This window comes from Streptomyces antnestii (assembly GCF_004005495.1).
Taxonomy (GTDB): Bacteria; Actinomycetota; Actinomycetes; order Streptomycetales; family Streptomycetaceae; genus Streptomyces; species Streptomyces antnestii.
Genome location: NZ_RZYA01000020.1, coordinates 13,462 through 39,483 on the forward strand (window position 1 = coordinate 13,462; position 26,022 = coordinate 39,483).

The following is a 26,022-nucleotide window of genomic DNA, read 5'->3' on the forward strand; positions in this document are numbered from 1 at the left end:
ACAGGAGCCGCGAGGTCACCGGTCCGGGAAAGGCGCGGAATCGCGCCCGAGTTCGGCTGGATCGGTCAGGAAGCGACATGCCGGTTCCGTGCCGGTCACGGCCGCCCGGTCGCGGGCGGCGGCGTCCGCGGGAGGTCTACGCTGCGTCAGTGATGGAGAACCCCGTACCGCCCCCCGCCGCCGAGCCGAAGCCTCCCCGCCGCCGAGACCGGCACGGCAGGGGCATGCGCGGGCCCGTGGCGCCGCCGCAGGTGCCGCTCTCCGCGAGCCGGGCCGAGGGGTTCGCCGATCTGGTGCAGGACTCCGTGGAGCGTCTGGAGCGGCGCTTCCCGCAGCTCGCCGACATCGATTTCCTGGTCCTGGAAGTGCCCTCCCTGGGTGAACCCGGCGCGGGCTGGAGCGACGAGTCGGTGCCCCTGGGCGGCACGATCGCGGCGCGCGAGGGCCGTCCCGCGCGCGTGGTCGTCTACCGGCGCCCGGTCGAGATCCGCACCAAGGGCCGCGACGAGCGCGCGGCCCTGGTGCACGAGGTCGTCGTCGAGCAGGTCGCCGAACTCCTCGGCCTGTCCCCGGAGGCGGTCGACCCGCGCTACGGCGACGAGGAGTGACCCGGTGAGCTAACCGGATCACACCCCATTCACACCGCCGGACCGGCGGAATTCACACCGCCGGACCGACAGACACCCTCACTCGCACCGACAGACTCGGACCGGCAGACACCGTCACTTCCGCCGGACCGGCAGACACCGTCACTTCCGCCGGACCGGCAGACACCGTCACTTCTGCAGGACCGACAGATCCTGGTCCGACTGCGGCACCGAGACCGTCCCCCGGTCGTCCGGGAGCGTCTGGACCGTGAACATCGGCAGGCCCGGGACGTCCGGGTCCGGCACGTCGAGCATCCGCGAGCCGTAGACCTCACCGCCCGACACCTGCTCGACCGTCAGCGCGTACGTCCCCTTGAGCCCGGCCGGGACCGGTGGCCGCACGGACGTGGTCGTGCCGCCCTTCACCGTGTACGTCTTGGTGACCGGGGTCCCGCCCTCGGTGCCCGCCGACGCCGTCACCCTGACCGTGCCCGACTTGCCGGGGGCCGTCAGGGACAGGGTCGAGCCCTTCGCGCGGTTGTCGGCGACCGTCGCGCGCTCGCCGACGGGCCGGGTCGCCGGGATGTACGCCATCTCCTGCTGGCTGCCCTTGCCGCGCACGACCTGGAGGGCGGCCACCACGGGAACGGCGTTCTCCGTGGGCGTCAGGACGAGGGATCCGGCCTCGCCGCGCGTCACGTCACCGAGGTCGACGGCGGCCGTCATACCGGACTTGACGTGCAGGCTCTCGTGCCCGGCCGGGGTGATCCGGCCGCTCGGGGAGGCCAGCTGGATCTTCAGGTCGGCGTCGTTGTCGCCGGGCGCGTAGGCGACCAGACGCACGCTCGTGGCGTCCTTGGGGATGCCGGGCAGGACGACCGTGCTCGCGGGGTCGGCGGAGGCCGGCAGCCAGTCGCCGCCGAGCTTGTCGTCGGCGGCGAGGACGGTGGCCGCGACCCGGCCGCTGCGGGCGGTCACATGGAGCGTGAGGTTCGTCTGCGGCTTGTCGGTGAGGGTGGAGAGGAGGACCGGCACGCTGGAGTGCGGATCGACCTGGACGCCCTCGCCCAGGTCCGACTTGAGGGCGCCGTTCGGGCCGTAGAGCTGGACGTCCACGACCGCGGCCGAGTCGTCCGGGTTGGTGAGGTGGATGTAGTCGCTGCGCTCCTTGGCGGTGCTGGCGCCCGGGAACCAGAAGTCGGTGTCGGGCGCCGAGCAGTTCACCCCGAGGAGGCCGCGGCCGGTGCCGGCGGCCACCGTCGTCGTCTGCTGCACGGTCCAGCCGGGCGCGAGGTTCCCGTCGGCGGTCCCGACGAGGGCGGGCGACTCGGCGCCCGACGCCTCCGCGGCGACCGGCTCCCCCGGCTTGCCCGGGGACAGCACGGGCTTGTCGGCCTTGCTCTTTCCCTGGCCCTGGCCCTTGCCCTGGCCGCTCCCGGCGCTGTCCTTCAGCTCGCGCGTGGCGGGCGACAGGGCGGCCTTGCCGGAACTCCCCGCCGCCTTCGACGCGGGCGTGAACGACGTGTACGAGGTGTCGGCGAGGTCGGACGTACTGGGCGCGGGGCACAGCAGGCTGGAGCGCTCCACCGGGAGGCGCGCGGCGGCCTTCACGGTGTCGCCGCCGCCGGGCGCGGTGGCCGCCGCGAAGCCGGTGACGGCGGCGAGGACCGCGGTGGCGGCGATCAGGGACAGGGTGGTGCGGTTCACTGCTGGCTCCCGTCGGGGCGCTCACTGTCGGTGCCGTGCGGGTCCGTGCCGTGCGGCGGCTGCGGCTCCTCGTACGCGGGGTCGTACGACGGCTGCTGCCCGTACTGGTGCTGCTGCTGCGGGTCGTACGGGCCCCCGTAGGCGTACGGGTCGTACTGACCCGCCTGGTACGGGTCGGCCTGATAGGGGTCGGCCTGGTACGGGTCCGCCTGCTGGGCCGGGTCGTAGGCGCCGGGCTGGTAGGCCCCGCCCTGGTACTGGTCCTGGTACTGCTGCTCCTGGTGCTGCTGCTCCTGCTCGCCCGTGGCGTACTGGCCGTAGCCGGCGGCCGCGTGCGAGGGGGTGTCCCACTCGCCGTACGACTGCTGCTGCGGGATGCCGGCCGCCGCCAGTTCCTCCTCCGAGGGAGGCGCGGGCGGGGCCGCGGCGTCCGCGGACTCGGCGGCCGCGGCCTGTTCGGCCTCCGCCTGGGCGCGCAGGCGGCGGGCCCTGCGGCCCTCACCCTCGACCGCCTGCGCGGGCACGACGGGCTCCTCGGGGAGGTCGTCGTCCACGTCCCTGCGGCGGCCCGGCAGGGCCAGCACCACGAGGACGAGAGCGAGCGCTCCCTGCGCCCACAGCCAGGCCGTGTGCGAGACGGGCGCGTCGAAGGTGACGTCCAGGCGGCCGCCGGTCGCGGGCAGTTCGAAGCCCTGGGCCCAGCCGTCGACGGTCGTCTTGGTGAGGGGCGTGCCGTCGAGCGTCGCCGTCCAGCCGTCGTCGGCGGTGTCGGCGATGCGCAGGACGCGGCCCGCCTTGCCGGGCGGGATCTTCGTGTGCAGTTCGACGGGGCCCGCGGCGACGGGCTGCGGCTCGTCGGAGCCGGACACGATGGCCGCGCGCGAGACCTGCCGGTCCACGCGCCACAGGGCGGTGCCGTCCTGCTGGCTGAGCCGGGACAGGCCGGGGGTGGAGTCGAGGACGCGGCTCATCTCGCGGGGCGCGCCGTCGCGTACGAGGACGTAGCGGACGGCGAACCCGCCGAGCTGGTCGGCCTGGTCGGCGCCGGAGCCGGCGACGAGGTTGGCGACGACCTTGTCGAGCCGGCCGTTGCTGCCGCCCGCCTCCGTCAGTTCGGCGTCACCGAGCCGCGCGCCGGCGCCGCGCACCAGCGTGTACGACACCTTGGCGGGCGAGTCGCTGTCCATGACGAGGGTGCGGGCCTGGTCCTGCGTGTCGCTCTCCTCGGCGACGAACGCGGGCACCTGGGTGGGGTCGCGCCGCTCCAGGGGGCCATCGGCGCCACGGATCATCCAGCCGGCCGCGGCGAGCAGCGGTCCCGCCGCCGCGGCGAACGCGATGAGCGCCGCCACGGGCTGCTTCCAGCCGAAGCTCTGCTCGGCCACGCGCGAGCGTGCCCCCTCGGCGCCGAGCACGGCGGCGGCGAGGAGGGCGATGCCGTAGACGAGGGTCGCGGGTCCGGCCCAGGCCGAGCTGTTCGACAGGGCGGCGAAGACGAGGGCCACCAGGGCGATGGCCCAGGCGGTGAGGATCGCGGGGCGGCGCTCGGTGCGCAGGAGCGCGGCGAGCCCGGCGAGGACGACGCCGATGAGGAGCAGTCCGCCGAGGGTGCCCGAGCCGCCGGGAGAGGTGCCGAGCAGTCCGAGCGCGGACGCCGACCCCTTCCCGTACGGGAGTCCCGCCTCCTGGAAGAAGCCGAACGGGAGCAGGGTCAGCGACCAGGGCGCGAGCATCAGGAGCGGGGTCCCGAGCGCGGCGAGGAAGCGGAGCCCGTACGCCGTGATGTCGGTGCGGCGGATGGCGAGGAGCGCGATGCCGAGGACGAGAGCGAGGGGCCACACGATCGGCGTGAACGCCGTGGTGATCGTGAGCAGGAGGGCGTACGCCCAGGTGGCGCGCCAGCTGCCGCGCGCCCCCTCGTTCATCAGTCCGCCCGCGGACAGACCGGCGCGCGCGATGAGCGGCAGCAGGATCGCGAGGACCGCGGTGCCGATGCGGCCGCCGGCGAGCGCTCCGGTGGCGGCCGGCAGGAACGCGTACGCGACCGAGGCCCACGCGCGCAGGAGGCGCGAGCCGACCAGGGGCCGCGAGGCGAAGTAGGCCGTGAAGCCGGCGAGCGGCACCGAGCAGACGAGGAGCACCGTGACGGCGAGTCCGGTGGAGCCGAACAGGAGGGTGGAGAGCGCCGCGACGAACGCCAGGTACGGGGGCGCGGACTGGGTGCCGCCGGTGCCCGCCGGGTGCCAGCCGTCGAGGTAGCGCGACCACAGTTCGGACGCGTCGGCCGGCGCGGGCAGCAGCGCGCCGCCCGCGAGCGCCCCGCCGCCGAGCAGCGCGCGGCAGGCGATGAGGGACACGAAGAGCAGGACGGCGAACAGCATCGGTCCGGGCTTGCGGCCGATGCGCTTGAGCCGGGCGAACTGTTCGACCTGCAAGAAGTCCGCGTCGTCCCCGCCGGGCCCGGACTCGACGGCTCCGCCGTGCCGTCCGGCGGCGTTGATCTCGGGGTCTGAGGCGCCGAAGACGCTGCCGGCGACCTGTTCGACGGTGAGCCGGACGGTGGCGCCGGGCGGCGGGAAGAGCGGCCTCAGCTCCTTGGCGTCGACGGCTCCCTTGCCGCGCCGGCGGCGGGCCGCGAGGACCCGCTCGGGCCGCAGCAGGACACCGAGCAGCCCGGTGATCTCGTCGAACGCCTGGCCGGGCACCTTGCCGACGAGGTACGCGACGGTTCGCACGAGCGTGCCGAGGACGAGGCGCATCAGCACCCACGGCAGCACGGCCCCACGGGCGTTGACGAGCAGGGTGTAGACGGCGCCGGCCTTGTCGACCTTGTGCGGGGACGTCGCCGTGCGGCCCACGCAGTCGACGGTGCGGCGCTCGCGCGAGGCCGCCTCCGCGTGCCGGACGATGGCGTCGGGCGCGATGACGACGCGGTGCCCGGCGGCCTGGGCGCGCCAGCACAGATCGACGTCGTCACGCATCAGGGGCAGCCTGCGGTCGAACCCGCCGAGCTGCTCGAAGACATCACGCCGGATCAGCATGCCGGCGGTGGACACGGACAGGACGGGCCGCACCTGGTCGTGCTGGCCCTGGTCCTGTTCGCGGCGGTCGAGGCCGGTCCAGCGGCGCCCCGAGTTGGCGATGGAGACGCCGACCTCGAGGAGCTGCCTGCGGTCGTACCAGCCGCGCAGCTTGGGTCCGACGACCGCGACCTGGTTGCCGATCTCGCGTTCGTTCTCGACGACGCGCAGGAGTTCGGCGAGGGCGTCGGGCTCGGGCGCGCAGTCGTCGTGCAGCAGCCACAGCCACTGCTCGGGCTCGCCGTGCGGCAGGTCCGGAAGGTCGTACGCGTCGTCGCGCCAGCTGCGGCTGACGGGATCCCAGCCGCTGGGGCGCTTGAGGTACGGGAGTTCCTCCGGGGTCAGGACGCCCGCGGTGCGCGTCGCTTCGTCGACGGCCTGGCCGAAGCCGGTGCGTCGGGCGAGGTGGAGCACGCGCTCGTCACCGATCGCGCCGGCGATCAGGGCGGCGGAGTCGTCCGCGCTGCCGGTGTCGGCGGCGACGGCGTTCTGTACGGGGCGTTCCTGGCCGAGCAGTCCTGACAGGACGTCGGGCAGCCAGCGCGCTCCGTCGTGGGAGACGAGCACGGCGGTGACGACATGCCTGGGGAACTCGGGTGGCCTGGCCGGGTCTTGCTCTGCGGCGTGCCCCGGGTTGAACGCGGCTGCGGCAGTGTCGGATCGGCCTGCCGAATGGCTGTGCACGGACATCGAGGTACGGGCCCCGGTTCGTTGGACTGCGGTGGACGCCTGTGCCCCACGGGGGCGCCGGGGCGTCTCGGACGGGGCCCCACACTAACGGCTGACAACAAACGCGGCCCGCCCCCTGTGGACAACCCAGGGCGACGGGCCGATCGCTACGCTCGGACGAGTCTTCGGACAGTGTCCTTATTGCGCCATTGCGCCGGAAAGCTGGGGCAGGAAAGCGCTTCGGAAGGCTTGCTCACCGGGAAGCGCGTCCGAGACCGCGCCGCGACCGCGCCGGGACCGCGTCAGACAGCGGCCTTCTTCAGCCGGCGGCGCTCCCGCTCGGAGAGCCCGCCCCAGATGCCGAACCGCTCGTCGTTGGCGAGCGCGTACTCGAGGCACTCGGACCTGACCTCGCAGGCGAGGCAGACCTTCTTGGCCTCGCGGGTGGAGCCGCCCTTCTCCGGGAAGAAGGACTCGGGGTCGGTCTGGGCGCACAGCGCGCGCTCCTGCCAGCCGAGCTCCTCTTCCGCGTCCTCGACCAGCAGATCCTGAAACGACTCGGTCATAGTGCGCCCCTCGTCCGTCTGTGCGTCCCCGTGATGCTGCCGTTACCGATTTCGGCTGAACGACACGAGTGAAATTACAAGTGTGCCGATCCGGGCCAGTCAAGCCGAGATCTGCTATTGGGTCCCTTATTCACTCTGCGGAACCAAGGGTATGCGGAAAGTGTTCAAATCGGCCTAAACCTTGACACTTGCCAGAGGCCCATCCCGGCCACCACTCCCCCAGAGCTCCCGCACACCTCACGCGGGGCCTCTACGAGGAAGGACGCCTCGGGAGTTGATCCCGTTCCGGGAGCGGCGCCGGAGCGTTCCGGATCACATGTGGATCACGGGAGTGCGACGGCGTTTGCGCGCCCGGTTGATGCGCCATGTGTCCCGGCCGGAGAGTGAACAAACCTTTCGCCTGGCAGGGCAACCGGATGAGGTGAAACATATCCCACAATCCGGACACCTAGTTGACAGGGCAGGAATGAACCGGTCTTCTGGTGGGCATGCTCGCGAACTTGGCGCTTTCCGTGACCCGCCCCGGGTCCCTCGGTGCTGCCCCCGCGCGCTGTCGCTGTTGCTGTCCCAGCTGTTGAGCCCACCGCGCTCCGGCTGAACCCCCCACGCTCCACCTTGCCCGTCGGTCGTCACCGACGCGCGCGACGTCCGGCGTCACCCCAGCACACCGCACCCCGCCGAGGAACCCCCGTACCCATGAACAGCGACAGCGACCTCCAGATCGCCGGCGACATCCTCGAAGTACCCCACCTGCTCCAGCCCCCGCGTGAGCACCCGGCCACCGTCGCCGAGTTCGCCGGCCTGGCCCGCTCCATCGCCGCCGACCCCTCCCAGTGGGAACACCTCGTCGAGTACGACGCCACCAGCCGCTGGTACCACCGCCTGCGCACCGGCCCCGGCTACGAGGTGTGGCTGCTGTCCTGGGTGCCGGGACAGGGCAGCGGAGCGCACGACCACGGCCGGTCCTCCGGAATACTGACCGTCCTCCAGGGCGAGTTGACGGAGCGTACGGAGCGCGCCGACCGCACCCTCGCGGCGGGCGCCCAGCGCGTCTTCGCACCCGGCTACGTCCACGAGGTGGTCAACGACACCCTTGAGCCGGCCGTCAGCCTCCACGTGTACTACCCCGGTCTGACCGAGATGCCCATGCACGCGCCCCGCTGCGTGAGCGACGCCACGCGGGATGCCGTGACCGCCTGACGCACCGTCGTACCCGCCTGCGATGCTGGGCACATGCGCATTGTGGTTCTGGCAGGCGGTATCGGTGGTGCCCGGTTCCTTCGCGGTCTCAAGCAGGCCGTCCCGGACGACGCGGCCATCACGGTCATCGGCAACACCGGCGACGACATCCACCTCTTCGGCCTGAAGGTCTGTCCGGACCTCGACACGGTGATGTACACGCTCGGCGGCGGCATCAACGAGGAGCAGGGCTGGGGACGTACGGACGAGACGTTCCACGTCAAGGAGGAGCTCGCCGCCTACGGGGTCGGACCCGAGTGGTTCGGCCTCGGCGACCGGGACTTCGCGACGCACATCGTCCGTACGCAGATGCTGGACGCGGGTTATCCGCTCAGCGCGGTCACCGAGGCGCTGTGCGAGCGCTGGAAGCCCGGCGTACGCCTCATCCCCATGTCCGACGACCGCGTCGAGACGCATGTCGCGGTGACCCTCGACGGGGAGCGCAGGGCGGTGCACTTCCAGGAGTACTGGGTGAAGCTGCGCGCCTCCGTGGACGCGCACGCCGTGGTGCCCGTCGGGGCCGAGCAGGCCAAGCCCGCGCCGGGCGTCCTGGAGGCCATCGCCGAGGCGGACGTCATCCTCTTCCCGCCGTCCAACCCCGTCGTCAGCGTCGGGACCATCCTGGCCGTGCCCGGAATCCGTGAGGCCATCGCCGAGGCGGGCGTGCCCGTCGTCGGGCTGTCCCCCATCGTCGGGGACGCCCCCGTGCGGGGCATGGCCGACAAGGTCCTCGCCGCCGTGGGCGTCGACTCGACGGCCGCCGCGGTCGCCGAGCACTACGGCTCGGGGCTGCTCGACGGGTGGCTCGTCGACACCGTGGACGCGGGCGCCGTGGAGCGTGTCGAGGCGGCGGGCATCCGCTGCCGCGCGGTGCCGCTGATGATGTCCGACCTGGACGCGACGACGCGGATGGCGTGTGAGGCGCTCGCGCTGGCGGAGGAGGTGCGCGCGTGAGTGACGGTCCCCTGAACGACACCCCCTCCTTCCGTGTCTGGGCGCTCCCCGGGATCCCCGAGGTGCGCGAGGGCGACGACCTCGCCAAGCTGATCGCCGCCGCCGAGCCGGGGCTCGTCGACGGGGACGTCCTGCTCGTCACCTCGAAGATCGTCAGCAAGGCGGAGGGCCGGATCGTCGAGGCCACCGACCGCGAGGCGGCGATCGACGCCGAGACCGTGCGGGTCGTCGCGCGCCGCGGCACCCTGCGCATCGTCGAGAACAAGCTGGGCCTGGTCATGGCCGCGGCCGGCGTCGACGCGTCGAACACACCGGCGGGCACGGTGCTGCTGCTGCCCGAGGACCCGGACGCGTCCGCCGCCGCGATCCGCGACGGGCTGCGGGACACGCTCGGCGTGGACGTCGGGGTCGTCGTCACCGACACCTTCGGCCGCCCCTGGCGCACCGGACTGACCGACGTCGCCATCGGCGCCGCGGGCGTCCGCGTCCTGGACGACCTGCGCGGCGGCACGGACGCGTACGGGAATCCGCTCAGCGCCACCGTCGTCGCCACGGCGGACGAGCTGGCCGCCGCCGGGGACCTGGTCAAGGGCAAGGCGGACGGGCTGCCCGTCGCCGTCGTGCGCGGCCTGCCGCACGTGGTGGGCGAGAGCGCGGGCGCGGGTGCGGGTGCGCGGGACCTGGTGCGGGTCGCGCGCGACGACATGTTCCGGCTCGGCACGTCCGAGGCCGTGCGGGAGGCCGTGACGCAGCGGCGCACGGTGCGCGCCTTCACGGACGAGCCCGTCGACCCCGGGGCCGTCCGGCGCGCGGTCGCCGCGGCGGCGACCGCGCCCGCTCCGCACCACACGACGCCGTGGCGCTTCGTTCTGCTGGAGTCGCAGGAGTCGCGGACCCGGCTCCTGAGCGCGATGCGGGACGCGTGGGTCGAGGACCTGCGGCGGGACGGCAAGAGCGAGGAGTCGATCGCCAAGCGCGTGAAGCGCGGCGACGTGCTGCGTCAGGCGCCGTACCTGGTCGTGCCCTGCATGGTCATGGACGGCTCGCACACGTACGGGCACGCGCGCCGGGACGCCGCCGAGCGGGAGATGTTCGTGGTCGCGGCCGGCGCGGGCGTGCAGAACTTCCTGGTCGCGCTCGCCGGTGAGCGGCTCGGCTCGGCGTGGGTGTCGTCGACGATGTTCTGCCGCGACGTCGTACGGGACGTGCTCGGGCTTCCGGAGGACTGGGACCCGATGGGGGCGGTGGCGGTGGGCCACGCGGCGAACGAACCGGCGGCACGGCCCGCGCGGGACGCCGCGGACTTCCTCGTGGTGCGCTAGCTGCCAGTTGGCGATGGTGCGGTAGCTACCAGTTCGCGATGTCCGGTAGCCACCAGTTGGCGATGGTGCGGTAGCTACCAGTTCGCGATGTTCGTGCGGCGCATCTTGGGCTGCCGGCGCGCGGGCGTGCGGCCGCTCAGCAGGATGAGGCGGGCCGCGCGGTGGCGTTGGCCCTGCTCCTCGTACGGGGCGAGGAGGCGCAGCATCTCGGCGTCGTCCGCGTCACGGTTGCCCGCCAGCGCGTAGCCGACGATGCCGGGCAGGTGGAGGTCGCCGGTGGTCACCGCGTCGGCGGCGCCGTTGCTGCGCTGGACCGTCTCGGCCGAGGTCCAGGGGCCGATGCCGGGGACCAGTTCCAGGCGGGCCCTGGCCTCGGGCGGGTTCATCGCCGCGGCCTCCTCCAGGCGCCGGGCCACCTTCACGGCGCGCAGGATCGTCGAGGCGCGTTTGTTGTCCACGCCCGCGCGGTGCCACTCCCAGGACGGGATGAGGGACCAGGTGCGCGGGTCCGGCATGACGCGCAGTCGCAGCGGGCCGGTCGGGCCGGGGGCCGGGGTGCCGTACGTGTGGAGCAGGAGGCGCCAGGCGCGGTACGCCTCGTCCGTCGTGACCTTTTGTTCCAGGATCGACGGGATCAGCGATTCCAGGACGAGGCCGGTGCGGGTCAGGCGCAGGCCGGGGCGGTGATGGTGCGCGTGGGCGACGATCCTGTGGCGCGGCTCGAACGCGGCGGGGTCGTCCAACGCGCCCATGAGCGACGGGAGTTGGGACAGGAGCCAGTCGGCGCCCGGCCCCCATGCCTCCGCCTGGACGGCTTCGCCGCGCTGGGCCACGCGAAGGGTTCCGGGGCCCTGCGGGGTGCGGGCCGTGCGCCAGACGGAACCGTCGGAGGTGATGCGGAAGGCGGGGTCGGCGGGCCCCCTCCGCAGGGGGTCCAGAACCAGGCCGAGGTCGGTCGGGGCCCCCGGGACCCAGGTGCGGGTCCTGGGCGCGGTTGCGGGGTGAGGGACGGCTGCGGGCGCGGTTGCGGGGTGAGGGACGGACGCGGGCACGGCGGCCTCGCCACCTCGCACGGTGGTGCGGGTGGGGCGGGGGGTGAATCGGCCGGCCACGGTGGTCCTCGTTGCGGTGGGGTGCGCCTTCGAGAGTAGGGGGTGGAGGCCGCCGGCCCCTACTGGTCCGACGAGAACCGGATCGCGCCCGCCGGGATCACCGCGTCGCACCACACCCGGACACCGGCCAGCAGTTCGTTGTCCGCGCCGACCGTCGCCCCGTCGCCGATCACCGCGCCCGTCAGGACCGTGCGGGCGCCGACGCGTGCGCCGCGGCCGATCAGGGAGTCGGTGATGACGGCACCCGCCTCGACCGTCGCGCCCGCGAGGACCGCGCTGCCGGAGATCCGGGCGCCCTCCCCGACCGTGGCGTTCTCGCAGACCACCGTGCCGCCGGTGAGCTTCGCGCCGGCGGCGACGGAGGCGTCCGGCAGGGTGAGGCTGTCGCCGCGGCGGCCCGGGACCGCCGGGGACGGGGCGCGGCCGAGGACGAGGTCGGCGGAGCCGCGTACGAAGGCCTGGGGGGTGCCCAGGTCGAGCCAGTACGTGGAGTCGACCATGCCCTGGAGGTGGGCGCCGGCCGCGAGCAGGCCGGGGAACGTCTCGCGTTCCACGGAGACCGGGCGGCCGGTGGGGATCGTGTCGATGACCGAGCGGCGGAACACATAGGCGCCCGCGTTGATCTGGTCGGTGACGATCTCCTCGGGCGTCTGGGGCTTCTCCAGGAACGCCTGGACCCGGCCCGTCGCGTCCGTGGGGACCAGGCCGAACGCCCGCGGGTCCTCGACCCGGGACAGGTGCAGGGAGACGTCCGCGCCGGTGGTCTCGTGCTCGCGCACCAGGGCGCGGATGTCGAGGCCGGTGAGGATGTCGCCGTTGAAGATGAGGACCGGGTCGTCGGGTCCGGAGTGGAGCCGGGACGCGACGTTGCGGATCGCGCCGCCGGTGCCGAGGGGTTCCTCCTCGGTGACGTACTCCAGATGCAGTCCGAGGCGGGAGCCGTCGCCGAAGTACGGCTCGAAGACCTCGGCGAGATACGAGGTGGCGAGCACGATGTGCTCGACGCCGGCCGCTCTCGCCCGGGCCAGCTGGTGGGTGAGGAACGGGACGCCCGCCGCCGGGACCATCGGCTTGGGGGTGTTCACGGTGAGCGGTCGCAGTCGGGTGCCCTTGCCGCCGACCAGGAGGATCGCTTCTGTCACCTGTCGTCTCTGCTTCCTGCTGGGGCCGGTCGAACTGCCTTTCGGCCGGCCAGTGTATGCAGACTGGGGGGTCCGGCCGGGCGTCAGCGGCCCTGGAGACTGGCCGACGCGGTCCGGGCGGTGCCGAGCTTGTTGTACAGAAGGCGCCCGGGGCATTCGGTCGCGAAGCCGTCCCGGTGGCCTGAGATCACGTTCAGTCGTACTTTCTTTCCCTTGGCGTACAGATTGCCACCGGCCGACGTGAGATATGTCTTACCGCTCGGATTCACCCCGTAGAGGCCGAGCTTCCAAGCGGTCAGCCGGGCGATGGCGTCCACCGCGGCGGCCGGCGGCTTCGCGGAGCCGAAGGTGCCGAGGACCGCGATTCCCATGCTGTTCGTGTTGAACCCGAGAGTGTGGGCCCCCATGACCGGCTTCGCCACCCCTCCGGCCCGGCCCTCGTAGATGGTGCCGCACTTGTCGATGACGAAGTTGTAGCCGATGTCGCGCCAGCCCATGCTCTTCACGTGGTAGCGGTAGATACCGCGAATGACCGAAGGGGCCTGCGAGCAGCTGTAGTTGTTGCCGGTGGCGCTGTGGTGCACGAAGGCCGCCTTGACCTTGGACGTGTACACGAAGTCGGACTCGCGGAGCCTCTCGTCGGCGCCCCAGCCCTTGCGCGTGACGATGCTCGGGCGCGGGCCGATGAACGGGCGCACCCTCGCGTCGGCCTCGCCGCCGCGGGCCTCGATCAGCTCGGCCTCCGTGCGCTTCTTGCCGAGCGCGGGAATGGCGGTCGCGCCCAGCGGGGCGAGGTCCGCGTTGACGGCGGACGCGGCCGCCGACGGGGCGGTCAGCGCGCCGGCGCGGGGGCCTTCGGCGGGGGCGCCGCCGGGCGGGGGCTCCGCGCCGGGGTCGACCAGTTCGAGGCGCATCCCCTTGGGCAGCGGGGCCTGGACCGCGGCGGACGCCGGCGGGACGGCGGCCCGGTGTACCCGGACGGACTCGGCGCGTACGCGGACCTCGACGCCGTCGGAGTCGCCGACCCACAGCGGGGCCGTGGAGCCGCGCAGCCGGCCCGCGTCGTGCTCGGCCGTGCCGGGGTCGGGGGCGTGATCGTCGTTGTGGGTCTCGATGTCCTGCCAGCCGGACCAGACGCCGGTGCCGGTGGCGCGCGTACGGACCTGGACCCGGCCCTCAAGGGCCGCTGCCGGGTCGTCCCAGACGACGCCGACGAGCGAGAAGGGCCGCACCTCACGCCGGGTCAGACCCTGTTCGCCCGGTGCGCGCAGGGCACGGTCGTAGGGCAGGACGGACAGGGGCAGTGACTGGGTGCTGCCGGGGACGGCTCCGGCGGCCCGGGTCCCGGAGGCCGAAGGTGTCGTGGCTGCCACGGCTCCGGAGGACAGGGCGAGCGGAAGGGCGAGGGCGGCCGCGCACGTGACGCCGATCGAGGAAGCAAGGAATCCACGCATGCCAACGATCGTGGACATAGCCGTACATATCTGTCTATCGGGAAGTGTCATTGGTGGGTACGGGAACTGACGGGCCATCGGGTCGACGCGGCGTCGCGGTTCCCCCGGTCGGCCGCCCCTCGCCCCGCCGCCCGGCGTACCCTTGCGCCCGTGAACGCCACCGACCGCACCCCCGCCGACCTGCTGCGATCCGCGCTGGCCGCCGATCCAGGACGCCCACTGGTGACCTTCTACGACGACGCCACGGGCGAACGCGTCGAATTGTCCGTGGCCACCTTCGCCAACTGGGTGGCCAAGACCGCCAATCTGCTCCAGGGCGATCTCGCCGCCCAGCCCGGCGACCGGCTCGCGCTGCTGCTGCCCGCGCACTGGCAGACCGCCGTCTGGCTGCTCGCGTGCGCGTCCGTCGGAGTGGTCGCCGACGTCGGCGGCGACCCGGCCGCGGCCGACCTCGTCGTCAGCGGACCCGACTCGCTTGACGCGGCACGCGCCTGCTCCGGCGAGCGGGTGGCGCTCGCGCTGCGTCCGCTCGGCGGCCGCTTCCCGCAGCCGCCGGAGGGTTTCGCCGACTACGCGGTCGAGGTGCCGGGGCAGGGCGACCGGTTCGCCCCGTTCGCGCCCGTGGACCCGGAGGAGCCCGCGCTCGTCGTCGCGGGGGCCGAGCTCACCGGCGCCGAGGTCGTCGAGAAGGCGCGGGCGGACGCCACGGACCTCGGCCTGACGGGCCCCGGCTCACGCCTCCTGTCCGGACTCCCCTACGACACCTGGCGCGGCCTGAGCGCCGGTCTGTACGCGCCGCTCGCGACAGGCGGGTCCGTCGTCCTGTGCCGCCACCTCGACGGTCTCGGCGAGGAGTCGCTGGCCAAGCGGGTGGAGAACGAGCGGGTCTCGGCGACCGCACTCTGAGACGGCTGTCCGTCCGTCCCCCGTTCGGCCCAGTCCACCCCCGTTCCCACAGGCCACGGGCGCCGCGCGGGGCGATGGTCGAAGGGACGCACCAGCGCACCGTCGCCGTATGAGGGGTGGACTCACACGTGACCGATACCGCAGGCACGCCAGGGGGACCGCCGCCGCGTCCGGGCGACAGGGGCGCGGGGCGGCCGGTCACGTACGGGCCCGGGGCGGGCTCGTCGCCGACCGGGGCGGGGCGGGCCCGGCGGCGCAGGCGCTGGTTGCGGTACACGGCGATCGGCGCGGCCGTCGTCGTACTCGGGGCGGCCTGCGCCGGCTGGGCCGTCTACGAGAAGCTCCAGGGGAACATCACCGAGGACACCGCCGCGGCCCGCGAACTCGCCCGTTACGAGAAGGAGCGGCCGACCTCGCTCGTCCACGGCGCGCAGAACATCCTGCTGATCGGGTCGGACTCGCGGGCCGGGGCCGGCAACCGCGAGTACGGCCACGACTCGGGCACCCAGCGCTCCGACACGACGATCCTGCTGCACATATCCGCCGACCACAAAAGCGCCACCGCGGTCTCGCTGCCCCGCGACCTGATGGTCGAGCAGCCGGGCTGCAGCAGGCCCGACGGCACCCACACCGCCGCCACCTTCGCGATGTTCAACTCCGCCTTCGAGCGGGGCGGTTCGGCCTGCACCATCCGTACGGTCGAGAAAATGAGCGGCGTCAGGATCGACCACCAGATGGTCATCGACTTCAACGGGTTCAAGGAGATGGTCGACGCCGTCGACGGCGTAGAGATCTGCCTGAAGAAGCCCGTGGACGACCCCGAGGCGCATCTGAAACTGCCCGCGGGCAGGCAGACCCTCGACGGCGAGCAGGCCCTCGGCTTCGTGCGCGCCCGCAAGAGCCTCGGCAACGGCAGCGACACCGCCCGGATGGACCGCCAGCAGGAATTCCTCGGCGCCCTCGTGAACAAGGTGCAGAGCAACCAGGTGCTGTTCAACCCGACGAAGCTGTACCCCGTGCTCGACGCGGCGACCTCGTCCCTGACCACGGACCCCGGTCTCGCCAGCCTGCGCGGCCTCTACACCCTGGTGAGCGGCATGCGCGACATCCCGACCGAACGCGTCCAGTTCCTGACCGTGCCCCGCCGCTCGTACGTGTACAACGCCAACCGCGACCAGCTCCTCCAGCCCGCGGCCGAGCAGCTCTTCACGCGCCTGCGCACGGACGCCCCCGTGGTCGTCGCCCGGCACACGCCTCAGCAGTCCGCCTCCCCGAGCCCGGCCCCCGACGGCGCGGGCACCGGCGACCCGGCGTACGAGCACGACGGGTACGACGACCCCCAGGGCTCCGGCACCCCTGCCGCCACCTCCGCGTCGCCCTCTCCCACAACCCCCTCACTCACCTCTCCCACGCCCTCCTCACCCACCTCTCCGGCACCCACTTTCCGCGGCAATACGGCCGCGCAGGATGCCTGTGGGTAAAGCGATGCCCAAGGGGTGGGAGTCGCTTCCAAAGAAATGGGGCGGATTGCCCAGTTGTAGGGAAGTGGAATTTGTCACCGCCGTCGCTTGCCGCTGAACTGGGCGGATAGTGTGAGCGATCCGGTGCCCCCGGCCCCTGATGGCCGCGCACTGCTTACCGACTGACCGAGCGCCTTCTTGAGGGGGACAAGGCGCCGCGTGGCCCCGACGGAGGATGCAGACAACCGTGGACGCGCAAGGCCGTGGGCGGGCGGACAATATCGACCCCGCAGACCAGTGGGTTCTCAACCCGAACACCGGCGATTACGAACTGCGACTGAGCCCTTCCGCTGGGCAGTCGCCCGTGCCGGGGCCGCGCAGGGCGTCCCAGCGGCCCACGGGCCGACGGGGACAGGCCGGACAGAACAGGCAGAACGGCAGGTCCCGTGAGGAACAGGACAGCCGCGAGGTGCCCGGGCAGCGCAGGCGCCGGGCCCCGGAGCCGGACCCTTCGGCCGGCCGGCGCCGGTCGCGGCCGAAGAAGAAGTCGCGGGCGAAGAAGGCGCTTCTGTGGACGGGCGGCACGATGGCCTTCGTCATGGTCGCCGCCGCGGGCGGGGTGTACCTGTACCTCCGCCACCTCGACAGCAACATCAGCACCACCGATGTCGTGGGCGGCAAGAACGGCTTCAGCAAGGACGAGGCCTTCAACCTGCTCATCATCGGCACCGACAAACGCACCGGTAAGGGCAACGAGGGCTACGGCGACAAGGGCAGCGTCGGCCATGCCGACACCAACATCCTGCTCCACGTCTCCAAGGACCGTACGAACGCGACCGCGCTGAGCATTCCGCGCGACCTCGTCGTAAACATCCCGAGCTGTCAGGTGCGGCAGAAGGACGGCTCGGTGCGAACGATCGCCGGCACGACGAACCAGCGCTTCAACACCAGCCTCGGCCAGGGCGGCCGCGACGCGGGCTGCACCATGGCGACCGTCAAGGAGGTCACGGGCATCACCGTCGACCACTTCATGATGGCCGACTTCAACGCGGTGAAGACGCTGTCGAGCGCGGTGGGCGGTGTCGACGTCTGTGTCGCCAAGCCCGTCGACGACCCGGACTCGCACCTCAAGCTGCCGAAGGGGCACAGCGTCGTCGAGGGCGAACAGGCCCTCGCCTTCCTGCGGACCCGGCACAGCTTCGGCAACCAGGGCGACCTCGACCGCATCAAGGTGCAGCAGCAGTTCCTCGGATCCCTTGCGCGCAAGATGAGTTCGGGTGACACGCTGACCAGCCCCACCAAGCTGACGAGCCTCGCCGAGGCGGCGACCAAGGCGCTCACGGTCGACAAGGGCATAGGAAGTCTCTCGAACCTCAAGGACATCGCGCTCGAGCTGAAGAAGGTGCCGCCCAAGAACATCTCCTTCATCACGACGCCGGTGATCGACAACCCGGCCGACGGAGTCGTCCACAAGACGGTCATCGTCAACCCGACACTCGCACCCCAGGTCTTCTCGATGATCAAGAGCGACGTGTCGATGACGGAGACGAAGAAGAAGGAGAAGGCGGCCGAGGCCGCCAAGCTCAAGGGCCCGAAGTCCGCGGCCTCCGACGTGCGGGTCGACATCTACAACGGCAGCGAGACCGTGGGCGCCGCACAGGACACCCTCACCTGGCTGCAGAACACCGAGGGCGTCCTCAAGTCGAGCCAGCTGGGCAACGCGCCCAAGAAGCTGCCGAAGACGACGCTCGAGTACGCGCCCGACCAGGCCGACCAGGCCCGGCGGCTGGCCGACATCATGGGGCTGCCGGCCTCCGCGCTCAAGCCCGGCAGGAGCGAGAAGAACGATCAGGGTCTCCCGGCGATGATCCTCACGCTCGGCGCCGACTTCCACGGCGCGGGGACACCCGTCTCCGCGCCGTCGAAGGCGCCGGCCAACGTGGAGAAATCGACGGCCGACAAAACTGTGTGCGCCAAGTGACCAACCCCGGCCGCCTCCTGACTGTCTGACAGACAGGACAGGGGCGGCCGCGGCGGGTGCCGGGGCGGGAGGGTGGGGCGGGGCATGGGGCAGAGCGATGTGCGGGACAGTCGCCGTGCGGCCGGGGGGCCGGACGGCGGACGGGGAAGGATCCCGGAGCAGCGGAAGGGTGACGGCGGCGAGCCGCCGCACGGGCACCGGCGCGCAGGAAAAGCGCCACGGCGCCGCAGACACCGGATACTTCGCTGGTTCGCGACCATCCTCGCCGTACTGATAGTCGGCACCGCGGGCGCCGGCTATCTCTACTACCGGCATCTCAACAGCAACATCAAGACGGACAAGCTCAACATCGGCGAGCACCACGCGGCGAAGCCGACGCCGAACGCGGCGGGCCAGACGCCGCTGAACATCCTGCTCATCGGCTCGGACGCGCGGGACTCCAAGGAGAACCAGAAGCTCGGCGGGGCCAAGGAGACCTTCGGCGGCACCCCGCTCGCGGACGTGCAGATGCTCGTCCACCTCTCCGCGGACCGCAGCAACATGTCGGTGGTGAGCATGCCGCGCGACACCCTGCTCACGCTGCCCAAGTGCACCGACCCGAAGACGGGCACGGAGTACCAGGCCACGCTGGGGCGGCGGATGACGAACGAGTCGCTCGGCCGCGGCGGCCCGGGCTGCACGGTGGCCACCTGGGAACAGCTCACCGGCATCCACATCGACCACTTCATGATGGTCGACTTCGCGGGCGTCGTCTCCATGGCGGACGCCATCGGCGGCGTACCGGTCTGCGTGGACGCCAACATCTACTCCAAGGACAGCTCGGGCCACGGCTCGGGCCTGAAGCTGGCGAAGGGCACCCACCCGGTCAAGGGCAAGCAGGCCCTCCAGTGGCTGCGCACGCGCTACGGCTTCGAGGACGGCAGCGACATCGCCCGCACCAAGGCCCAGCACATGTACATGAACTCGATGGTGCGCCAGCTGCGGGAGAACGCCACCATCACCAACCCGGGCAAGCTGCGCAGCCTCGCCGAGGAGGCCACGAAGGCGCTGCACGTCGATGAGGGCCTCGACACCGTCAAGAAGCTCTACGACCTGAGCAACGAGCTGAAGAAGCCCGCGCCCGACCGCATCACCATGACGACGATGCCGTTCGTGTACGTCGGCGCGCGCGTGGCCCCGAAGCCGGGCGACGCGGACAAGCTGTTCCGGCTGGTGCGCGACGACATCGCGCTCGACGGCAAGGACAAGAAGAAGTCGCCGCCCAAGGAGTCCGACGACCCGGCCGCGCCCGACGCCGAGATCGCCGTACAGGTGGAGAACGGCACGCGTACGGCTCAGCAGCCCGCGCAGCAGGGGCGGGCGAACCAGGTGGCAGGGATCCTGACCAGCGCGGGCTTCACGAAGGCGACCGCCGACCAGCAGCAGTTGCTGAGCGAGGAGAAGACGGTCATCCGCTTCCCCAGCGTCGACCTGGAGGGTGACGCCCAGCGGGTCGCCAAGTCCCTTGGTATTCCGCTGAGTTCGGTGAAGCAGTCGACCGACGTCTCCGGGGTGACCCTCGTCGTGGGCGCCGACTGGCGGCTCGGGAACACCTATCCCAAGACGGCCGCGGACGACGACAAGACGCCGGACACGGCGCTCGCGCTCAACGGCTCGGACAAGAAGGCCTGCATGAAGGTGAACAGGAACTTCACCTGGTGACATCCGCTCCGGGGCCGGTTCTGCCGGCCCCGGAGATCGGGTGACGGGCTCACGCCTCGCTGAGGACGGCGGGGCGGCGCGACGCGATGACCTTCTTCGCGAGGGCCTTCGGGCTCGTCAGGAAGCCCCAGCCCCACGACATGTGCATCGTGGCGAGCGCGACCGGGATCTGCAGGCGCGCCTTCAGCGGCAGCCCCTTGCCGGCCGGCACCGAACCGGCCGCGATCGCCGCGAGATACCCGCCGGGGATCACGAAGCCCCACGGCGTCAGGAACGCGCCCACGACCACACCGGCGGCGATCGCGCACACGGCGGCCGGCGGCGCGAGGTAGCGCAGGTTGATGGAGCCCTCGTGGTAGCGGGCGACGACGTGCCGCCAGCGCCCGTAGTCCTTGTACTGCTTGGCGAGCGCCTTCACGGAGGGGCGCGGCCGGTAGGAGACCTTCAGCTCGGGCGAGAACCAGATGAGCCCGCCGGCCTCCCTGATCCGGAAGTTCAGCTCCCAGTCCTGGGCGCGGATGAACTCCTCGTTGTAGCCGCCCTGTTGCTCCAGCGCCTCGCGCCGGAAGACACCCAGGTAGACCGTCTCGGCCTGCTGCGCCTCGCCGCCGGTGTGGAACGCCGCGTTGCCCACACCTATCTTCGACGTCATCGCGGCGGCGACGGCCTGCTCCCAGGCGTTGGTGCCCTGGGCGTGCATGATGCCGCCCACGTTCATCGCGCCGGTCTGCTCCAGGAGGCGCACGGCGGTCGTGATGTAGCCCGGGGAGAGCGCGGCGTGGCCGTCGACGCGGACGACGACCGGGTGGCGGGAGGCCTTGATCGCGGCGTTCAGGGCGGCGGGGGTGCGGCCCGTCGGATTGGGCACGGTGACCACGCGGGGGTGTTCGGCGACGAGCTGCGCGGCGATCTCGTCCGTACGGTCGGCGGACGGGCCGAGGGCGACCACGACCTCCATCTCGCCGTCGTACTCCTGCGCAAGGATCGCCTCGACAGCTTCCCGCAGATGCCGCTCCTCGTTGAGGACGGGCATGATCACGGAAACGGGCGGAAGCTGCTTGTCGGAATTCGCGTTCATCAGGCGTCACGTTACCGCTAATGGGGGACACGGTCGCGCGCCGCCGTGGTCGCTGCCGCGGGCAGGAGATCGTATGGGCCTACGGTGCTCGCGATCCCACGCCCCACCTTCTCGGAGGTGTCCCCCCACGTGCCCATGCCGCCGCCCCCGCCCCGCTCGCCCGCCCGCCCGACCCGTCCCCCACGCCAGGATCGCGGACGTCCCGCCGCACCCGCCGTACGGAGGAAGAAGCCACGCTGGGCCATGCGGGTGGCGACGACCTGCTCGGTGACGGTCCTCGCGGCCGCCGGGATCGGGCACGCCGTCGTCTCCGGGCTCGACACGGAGATCAACCGCGTCGATCCCTTCAAGGACATGAAGAACCGGCCGTCCGCCGGTCACGGGATGAACGTGCTGCTCGTCGGCACCGACGGCCGCGACAAGATCACCCCGGCGGAGAGGGCGAAGTACCGGCTCGGCGGCGCGCCCTGCCACTGCACGGACACGATCATGATCGTGCACCTGTCGGCCGACCAGGACCGCGCCAGCATCGTCAGCCTGCCGCGCGACAGCTACGCCGAGATCCCCCCGCACACCGACCAGACGACCGGCAAGCAGCACCAGCAGCACCCGGTGAAACTCAACGCGGCGTACGCGGAGGGCGGCCCCCACCTGACCGTACGCACCGTCGAGCACATGACCGGCGTGAAGATCGACCACTATCTGGAGGTCGACTTCACCAGCTTCATGAAGACGGTGGACGTCCTCGGCGGCGTCGACATCTGCACGGCCAAGCCGCTCAAGGACTCGTACACCGGGCTGGACATGGCCGTCGGCACCCACCGGCTCGACGGCGGGCAGGCGCTCCAGTACGTCCGCGCCCGGCACACCGACGGGGCGGGCGACCTGGGCCGGATGCAGCGCCAGCAGCGCTTCCTCGCCGCGCTCATCGCGAAGACCACGTCGTCCGGGGTGCTCCTGAACCCGGTGAAGTTCCGTGAGGTGGCGAGCACTCTGCTCAGCTCCGTCCGCGCGGACAAGGGCTTCGGCACGGACCAGATGGTCGAGCTCGCGCGGGCGATGCGCGGGTTCTCGCCCTCGTCGTCGGATTTCACGACCGTGCCGGTCGGCAATGTCAGCTTCCCCGTCAAGGGCATCGGCTCGACCGTCAAGTGGGACCCGGTGAAGTCGAAGAAGCTGTTCCAGACCCTGCGCGACGACAAGCCCCTCGCCGTCCACCACCAGAGGAAGGAGGAGACGGTCGTCGGCGTCGCGCCCGAGCAGATCCGCGTCCAGGTCGAGAACGGCACGATGTCGCCCGGACTCGGCAAGACGGTGGACGCGCAGCTGCGGGGAACGGGGTTCCGCACGAGCGGGGCGCCGGCGAACGCGGCGCAGCGGACCGCGCAGCACACCGTCGTCCTCTACGACCCGCGCTGGGACCGGTCGGCGAAGGCGCTCGCCGCGGCGCTCCCGGGCGCGCGGCTGCAGGCGGTGAACGGGCAGGGCCCGGTGCTGAAGGTGCTGGCCGGGCCCGACTTCAAGGCCGTGCAGGCGGTGCGGGCGGAGGACGCGCATCAGGGGGAGTTCGGGACGGTCACGGGGGACCAGGTGGTGTGCGGCTGAGGTCCCGGTTCTTCTCCCCCAGCCCGCCCCTTCCCGAAGTTCCGGGGCTCCGCCCCGGGCCCCGGTCCTCAAACTCCCCCAGACTCCGTCCGGGGGGACCCCCAAGGGCTGGAATGCCGGGCCCTCAGTCCTCGATGCCGTCCGCCGCGCGGCGCTCGCGCAGCTCCTTGATCGCGCGGCGGCGGGCGAGGCGGTGCTGGCGGCGGATCTGCGCCTCCTGGTAGCGCCGCTCGTCCCGCTCCGTCTCCGTAACCACCGGAGGTACGGAGCGCGGCTTGCCGTCCCCGTCGACCGCGGCGAAGACGAGGTACGCGGAGCCGACCTGCTGGGCCGGGGTCGACTCGTTCCAGCGCTCGGCCAGGACGCGGACGCCGACCTCCATGGAGGTCCGGCCCGTCCAGTTCACCTGGGCCTTCACATGGACGAGGTCGCCCACGCGCACCGGCTCCAGGAAGACCATCTCGTCCATGGAGGCGGTGACGGCGGGGCCGCCGGAGTGCCGGCCGGCCACGGCGCCCGCCGCGTCGTCGACCAGTTTCATGATCACGCCACCGTGCACCGTCCCCAGGAGGTTGGTGTCGTTGTGGGTCATGATGTGCGACAACGTCGTACGGGAAGCTGAGGTCGGCTTACCCGGAATTTCCGATTCCGCGCCGCGGGCCTGGTCTGTCATGGCCTCCACCTTATGCCGGGCCGGGTTTGTGTCTGTTCTGCAACAGCCCTGGTGCGATTCCTCACCCACCCTTGTGGGGCACACAGGCGACCCCTGCACACTGGGGCCATGAATGATTGGCCAGAGGGTTGGGGCGAGAGTCAGGGCGGCGGCGACCGCGGTTACGGTCGCGGCAGTGCCAGCGCGCGTCCCGAGGGCGCCCGCGCGATGCCGCACGTGCAGCGCGGGCAGGGCGGCCCCGGCCGCTCGGCGCCGCCCCGGCCGGGAGTCCCGGCGCAGCCGTCGTACGGCGACGGCTACGGGGACCAGTACGACAGCGGTTACAACACCGGTCAGGTCTACGGCGGTGGCGGCGGACGCCGCGGCGGTGGCTACGTACCGAACGACGACGACCCGGCCGACGGGTACGCGCCCCCGCGGCCGCGCCCGAACTGGGGCCGTCGCATCAGACGCACCCTCGTGACGCTCGTCGTCCTCCTCCTCGGTGTGAGCATCGGCACGTATTTCTGGGCCGACTCCAAGCTCCACCGTGACGTCGACCTCTCCAAGGTCATAGAACGGCCCGAGACGGGCAGCGGCACGAACTACCTGATCGTCGGCACCGACAGCCGCCAGGGCATGACGGCCGCGGACAAGAAGAGGCTCCACACCGGGTCCGCCGAGGGCAAGCGCACGGACACGATGATGATCCTGCACACCGGCAGCAATGGCAGCACGATGATCTCCTTGCCGCGCGACTCGAACGTCACGATCCCGTCCTACAAGGGCTCGGCCTCCGGCAAGCTCTACCCGAACCAGGGCCGCCAGGTGAAGCTCAACGCCGCGTACGCCGAGGACGGTCCCGAACTCCTCGTGCGCACGGTCGAGTACAACACCGGCCTGCACATCGACCACTACGCGGAGATCGGCTTCGGCGGCTTCGCGAAGATCGTGGACGCGGTCGGCGGCGTCGATATGGACCTGAAGCAGGGCTTCAAGGACAAGTGGTCCGGCGCCGACTTCAAGGCGGGCAAGCAGACGCTGAACGGCCAGCAGGCCCTCGCCTTCGTCCGTACGCGCCACGCGTTCGCCGCGAGCGACCTCCAGCGCACCAAGAACCAGCAGGCCTTCCTGTCGGCCCTGGCCCACCAGGTGGCCACGCCCTCGACGGTCATGAACCCCTTCAAGCTCTACCCGACGATGGGTGCGGGCCTCGACTCGCTCGTCGTCGACAAGGACATGAGCCTGTTCAACCTGGGGTCCATGTTCTGGGCCATGAAGGGCGTCACGAGCGGCGACGGCAAGTCGATGAACATGCCGGTCTCCGGCTCCGTCGGCGGCAACCTGCTCTGGGACAAGGCCAAGGTCAAGCAGCTGGTGGCCGAGCTCAAGAACGACGACAAGGTGACGGTGTCGGGCAACTGACCACCGCACGATCACGATCACGGTCACAAGGGAAGGGCCCGGACGGAGATTCCGTCCGGGCCCTTCCCTTGTGCGCGCGTTACGGCAGGTGCGCGCGTTACGGCAGGTTGCGCGCCATCACGATGCGCTGGACCTGGTTCGTGCCTTCGTAGATCTGGGTGATCTTGGCGTCGCGCATCATGCGCTCGACCGGGTAGTCGCGGGTGTAGCCGTAGCCGCCGAGGAGCTGGACGGCGTCCGTGGTGACCTCCATGGCGACGTCCGAGGCGAAGCACTTGGCGGCGGCGCCCTGGAAGGTGAGGTCCGCGTCACCGCGCTCCGACTTGGCCGCCGCCTGGTACGTAAGGGCGCGGGCGGCCTCGATCTTCATCGCCATGTCGGCGAGCATGAACTGGATGCCCTGGAAGTCGGCGATCGGCTTGCCGAACTGCTTGCGCTCCTTGACGTAGCCCTTGGCGTAGTCGAGGGCGCCCTGGGCGATGCCGAGGGCCTGGGCCGCGATGGTGATGCGGGTGTGGTCCAGGGTCTTCATCGCCGTGGCGAAGCCCGTACCCTCCTCGCCGATCATGCGGTCGAGCGGGATGCGGACGTTGTCGAGGTAGACCTCGCGCGTCGGGGAGCCCTTGATGCCGAGCTTCTTCTCCGGGGCACCGAAGGAGACGCCCTCGTCCGACTTCTCGACGACGAAGGCGGAGATGCCCTTCGAGCGCTTGGTCGGGTCGGTGACGGCCATGACCGTGTAGTACTCGGAGACGCCGGCGTTCGTGATCCAGCGCTTCACGCCGTTGAGCACCCAGGAGTCGCCGTCGCGGACCGCGCGGGTCTTCATCCCCGCCGCGTCCGAGCCCGCGTCCGGCTCGGAGAGGCAGTACGAGAACATGCCCTCCCCCTTGGCGAGAGGCGTCATGTACTTCTTCTTCAGCTCCTCGGAGCCGGAGAGGATGACGGGCAGCGAGCCCAGCTTGTTCACGGCCGGGATGAGGGAGGAGCTGGCGCAGACGCGGGCCACCTCCTCGATCACGATGACGGTCGCGAGGGCGTCGGCCCCGGCGCCGCCGTAGGCCTCCGGGACGTGCACCGCCTGAAGGTCGTTCGCGACGAGCGCGTCCAGGGCCTCCTGCGGGAAACGCGCCTCCTCGTCGACCGCCGCGGCGAACGGAGCGATCTTGGCCTCGCACAGAGCCCGCACGGACTCGCGGAGCATGTCGTGCTCTTCGGCCGGACGGTACAGGTCGAATTCGGGCGATCCTGCCAAGGTGTCTCACGCTCCAAGGACGCTAATTACCGTTAAGTAACCCAAATTTTAGGCCTCTGCCCACGAGAGGGATACGTGAGCTACGCGACAGGCGAAAACCTGCCCGGTGAAGGGCCGTGCCACGCCC

At 71.7% G+C, this 26,022-nt stretch carries 19 protein-coding genes; 10 read left to right on the top strand and 9 right to left on the bottom strand.

The features are described 5' to 3' along the window. The first annotated feature begins 152 nt into the window (after positions 1 to 152). A complete protein-coding gene (locus EOT10_RS31375; protein WP_127831879.1) occupies positions 153 to 608 on the top strand; it encodes a metallopeptidase family protein in 456 nt (151 codons plus the stop codon). Positions 609 to 776: 168 nt separating this feature from the next. Here the strand turns inward: EOT10_RS31375 and EOT10_RS31380 are convergent, their stop codons facing one another. From EOT10_RS31380 to EOT10_RS31390, 3 genes are all read right to left on the bottom strand, one after another. Further along, positions 777 to 2,294, bottom strand: a complete 1,518-nt coding sequence (locus tag EOT10_RS31380) for a DUF5719 family protein (RefSeq protein ID WP_127831768.1) — start codon at positions 2,292 to 2,294, stop codon at positions 777 to 779. Continuing rightward, the gene (locus tag EOT10_RS31385; RefSeq protein ID WP_127831769.1) at positions 2,291 to 6,064 is read right to left on the bottom strand and encodes a glycosyltransferase family 2 protein; all 3,774 of its coding nucleotides are present in this window, start codon (positions 6,062 to 6,064) and stop codon (positions 2,291 to 2,293) included. The genes EOT10_RS31380 and EOT10_RS31385 overlap by 4 nt, the downstream gene beginning before the upstream one ends. A 281-nt stretch (positions 6,065 to 6,345) precedes the next feature. Further along, the gene (locus tag EOT10_RS31390) at positions 6,346 to 6,609 is read right to left on the bottom strand and encodes a WhiB family transcriptional regulator (RefSeq protein ID WP_127831770.1); all 264 of its coding nucleotides are present in this window, start codon (positions 6,607 to 6,609) and stop codon (positions 6,346 to 6,348) included. Positions 6,610 to 7,305: 696 nt separating this feature from the next. Between EOT10_RS31390 and EOT10_RS31400 the strand changes: the two genes are divergently transcribed. The 3 genes from EOT10_RS31400 to EOT10_RS31410 are packed head-to-tail and all read left to right on the top strand — an operon-like array spanning position 7,306 to position 10,124. Continuing rightward, entirely contained in the window at positions 7,306 to 7,809 is a 504-nt protein-coding gene (locus tag EOT10_RS31400; RefSeq protein WP_127831771.1) for a cysteine dioxygenase, read from the top strand. A gap of 33 nt (positions 7,810 to 7,842) precedes the next feature. Next, positions 7,843 to 8,802 carry a 2-phospho-L-lactate transferase gene (gene cofD, locus EOT10_RS31405; RefSeq protein WP_127831772.1) on the top strand — a complete coding sequence of 320 codons (960 nt, stop codon included), beginning with the start codon at positions 7,843 to 7,845 and terminating at the stop codon, positions 8,800 to 8,802. Next, entirely contained in the window at positions 8,799 to 10,124 is a 1,326-nt protein-coding gene (locus tag EOT10_RS31410; RefSeq protein ID WP_127831773.1) for a coenzyme F420-0:L-glutamate ligase, read from the top strand. The genes cofD and EOT10_RS31410 overlap by 4 nt, the downstream gene beginning before the upstream one ends. 74 nt (positions 10,125 to 10,198) lie before the next feature. On the opposite strand, the gene EOT10_RS31415 is transcribed toward EOT10_RS31410, so the two are convergent. The 3 genes from EOT10_RS31415 to EOT10_RS31425 form a co-directional block, all read right to left on the bottom strand. Further along, positions 10,199 to 11,236 carry a DNA-3-methyladenine glycosylase family protein gene (locus EOT10_RS31415; RefSeq protein WP_127831774.1) on the bottom strand — a complete coding sequence of 346 codons (1,038 nt, stop codon included), beginning with the start codon at positions 11,234 to 11,236 and terminating at the stop codon, positions 10,199 to 10,201. Between the two features lie 59 nt (positions 11,237 to 11,295). Continuing rightward, positions 11,296 to 12,378: a mannose-1-phosphate guanylyltransferase gene (gene manB, locus EOT10_RS31420; protein ID WP_127831775.1), complete on the bottom strand. Its 1,083-nt coding sequence runs from the start codon at positions 12,376 to 12,378 to the stop codon at positions 11,296 to 11,298. 83 nt (positions 12,379 to 12,461) lie between these two features. Beyond that, the gene (locus EOT10_RS31425; protein WP_127831776.1) at positions 12,462 to 13,832 is read right to left on the bottom strand and encodes a peptidoglycan recognition protein family protein; all 1,371 of its coding nucleotides are present in this window, start codon (positions 13,830 to 13,832) and stop codon (positions 12,462 to 12,464) included. Between the two features lie 150 nt (positions 13,833 to 13,982). Between EOT10_RS31425 and EOT10_RS31430 the strand changes: the two genes are divergently transcribed. From EOT10_RS31430 to EOT10_RS31445, 4 genes are all read left to right on the top strand, one after another. Continuing rightward, positions 13,983 to 14,738 (top strand): TIGR03089 family protein, encoded by a 756-nt coding sequence (locus EOT10_RS31430; protein ID WP_127831777.1) that lies wholly within the window; start codon positions 13,983 to 13,985, stop codon positions 14,736 to 14,738. A gap of 128 nt (positions 14,739 to 14,866) precedes the next feature. Next, on the top strand, positions 14,867 to 16,219 hold the full coding sequence (locus EOT10_RS31435; protein ID WP_127831778.1) for an LCP family protein: 1,353 nt from the start codon (positions 14,867 to 14,869) through the stop codon (positions 16,217 to 16,219). Between the two features lie 226 nt (positions 16,220 to 16,445). Continuing rightward, the gene (locus EOT10_RS31440; RefSeq protein ID WP_127831779.1) at positions 16,446 to 18,179 is read left to right on the top strand and encodes an LCP family protein; all 1,734 of its coding nucleotides are present in this window, start codon (positions 16,446 to 16,448) and stop codon (positions 18,177 to 18,179) included. A gap of 84 nt (positions 18,180 to 18,263) precedes the next feature. Beyond that, positions 18,264 to 19,880, top strand: coding sequence for an LCP family protein (locus EOT10_RS31445; protein ID WP_127831780.1), 1,617 nt, complete (start codon positions 18,264 to 18,266; stop codon positions 19,878 to 19,880). A 49-nt stretch (positions 19,881 to 19,929) separates the two neighbouring features. Here the strand turns inward: EOT10_RS31445 and EOT10_RS31450 are convergent, their stop codons facing one another. After that, the gene (locus EOT10_RS31450; RefSeq protein ID WP_127831781.1) at positions 19,930 to 20,958 is read right to left on the bottom strand and encodes a glycosyltransferase family 2 protein; all 1,029 of its coding nucleotides are present in this window, start codon (positions 20,956 to 20,958) and stop codon (positions 19,930 to 19,932) included. A gap of 135 nt (positions 20,959 to 21,093) precedes the next feature. Here EOT10_RS31450 and EOT10_RS31455 point away from each other — a divergent pair, with 135 nt between their 5' ends. Next, a complete protein-coding gene (locus EOT10_RS31455; protein WP_488803555.1) occupies positions 21,094 to 22,563 on the top strand; it encodes an LCP family protein in 1,470 nt (489 codons plus the stop codon). A gap of 124 nt (positions 22,564 to 22,687) precedes the next feature. Here EOT10_RS31455 and EOT10_RS31460 read toward each other — a convergent pair whose 3' ends face one another. Next, entirely contained in the window at positions 22,688 to 23,236 is a 549-nt protein-coding gene (locus EOT10_RS31460) for an acyl-CoA thioesterase (protein ID WP_127831783.1), read from the bottom strand. 108 nt (positions 23,237 to 23,344) lie between these two features. Between EOT10_RS31460 and EOT10_RS31465 the strand changes: the two genes are divergently transcribed. Further along, positions 23,345 to 24,640, top strand: a complete 1,296-nt coding sequence (locus EOT10_RS31465; protein WP_127831784.1) for an LCP family protein — start codon at positions 23,345 to 23,347, stop codon at positions 24,638 to 24,640. A gap of 97 nt (positions 24,641 to 24,737) precedes the next feature. Here the strand turns inward: EOT10_RS31465 and EOT10_RS31470 are convergent, their stop codons facing one another. Next, the gene (locus EOT10_RS31470) at positions 24,738 to 25,895 is read right to left on the bottom strand and encodes an acyl-CoA dehydrogenase (RefSeq protein ID WP_127831785.1); all 1,158 of its coding nucleotides are present in this window, start codon (positions 25,893 to 25,895) and stop codon (positions 24,738 to 24,740) included. Between the last annotated feature and the right edge of the window lie 127 nt (positions 25,896 to 26,022).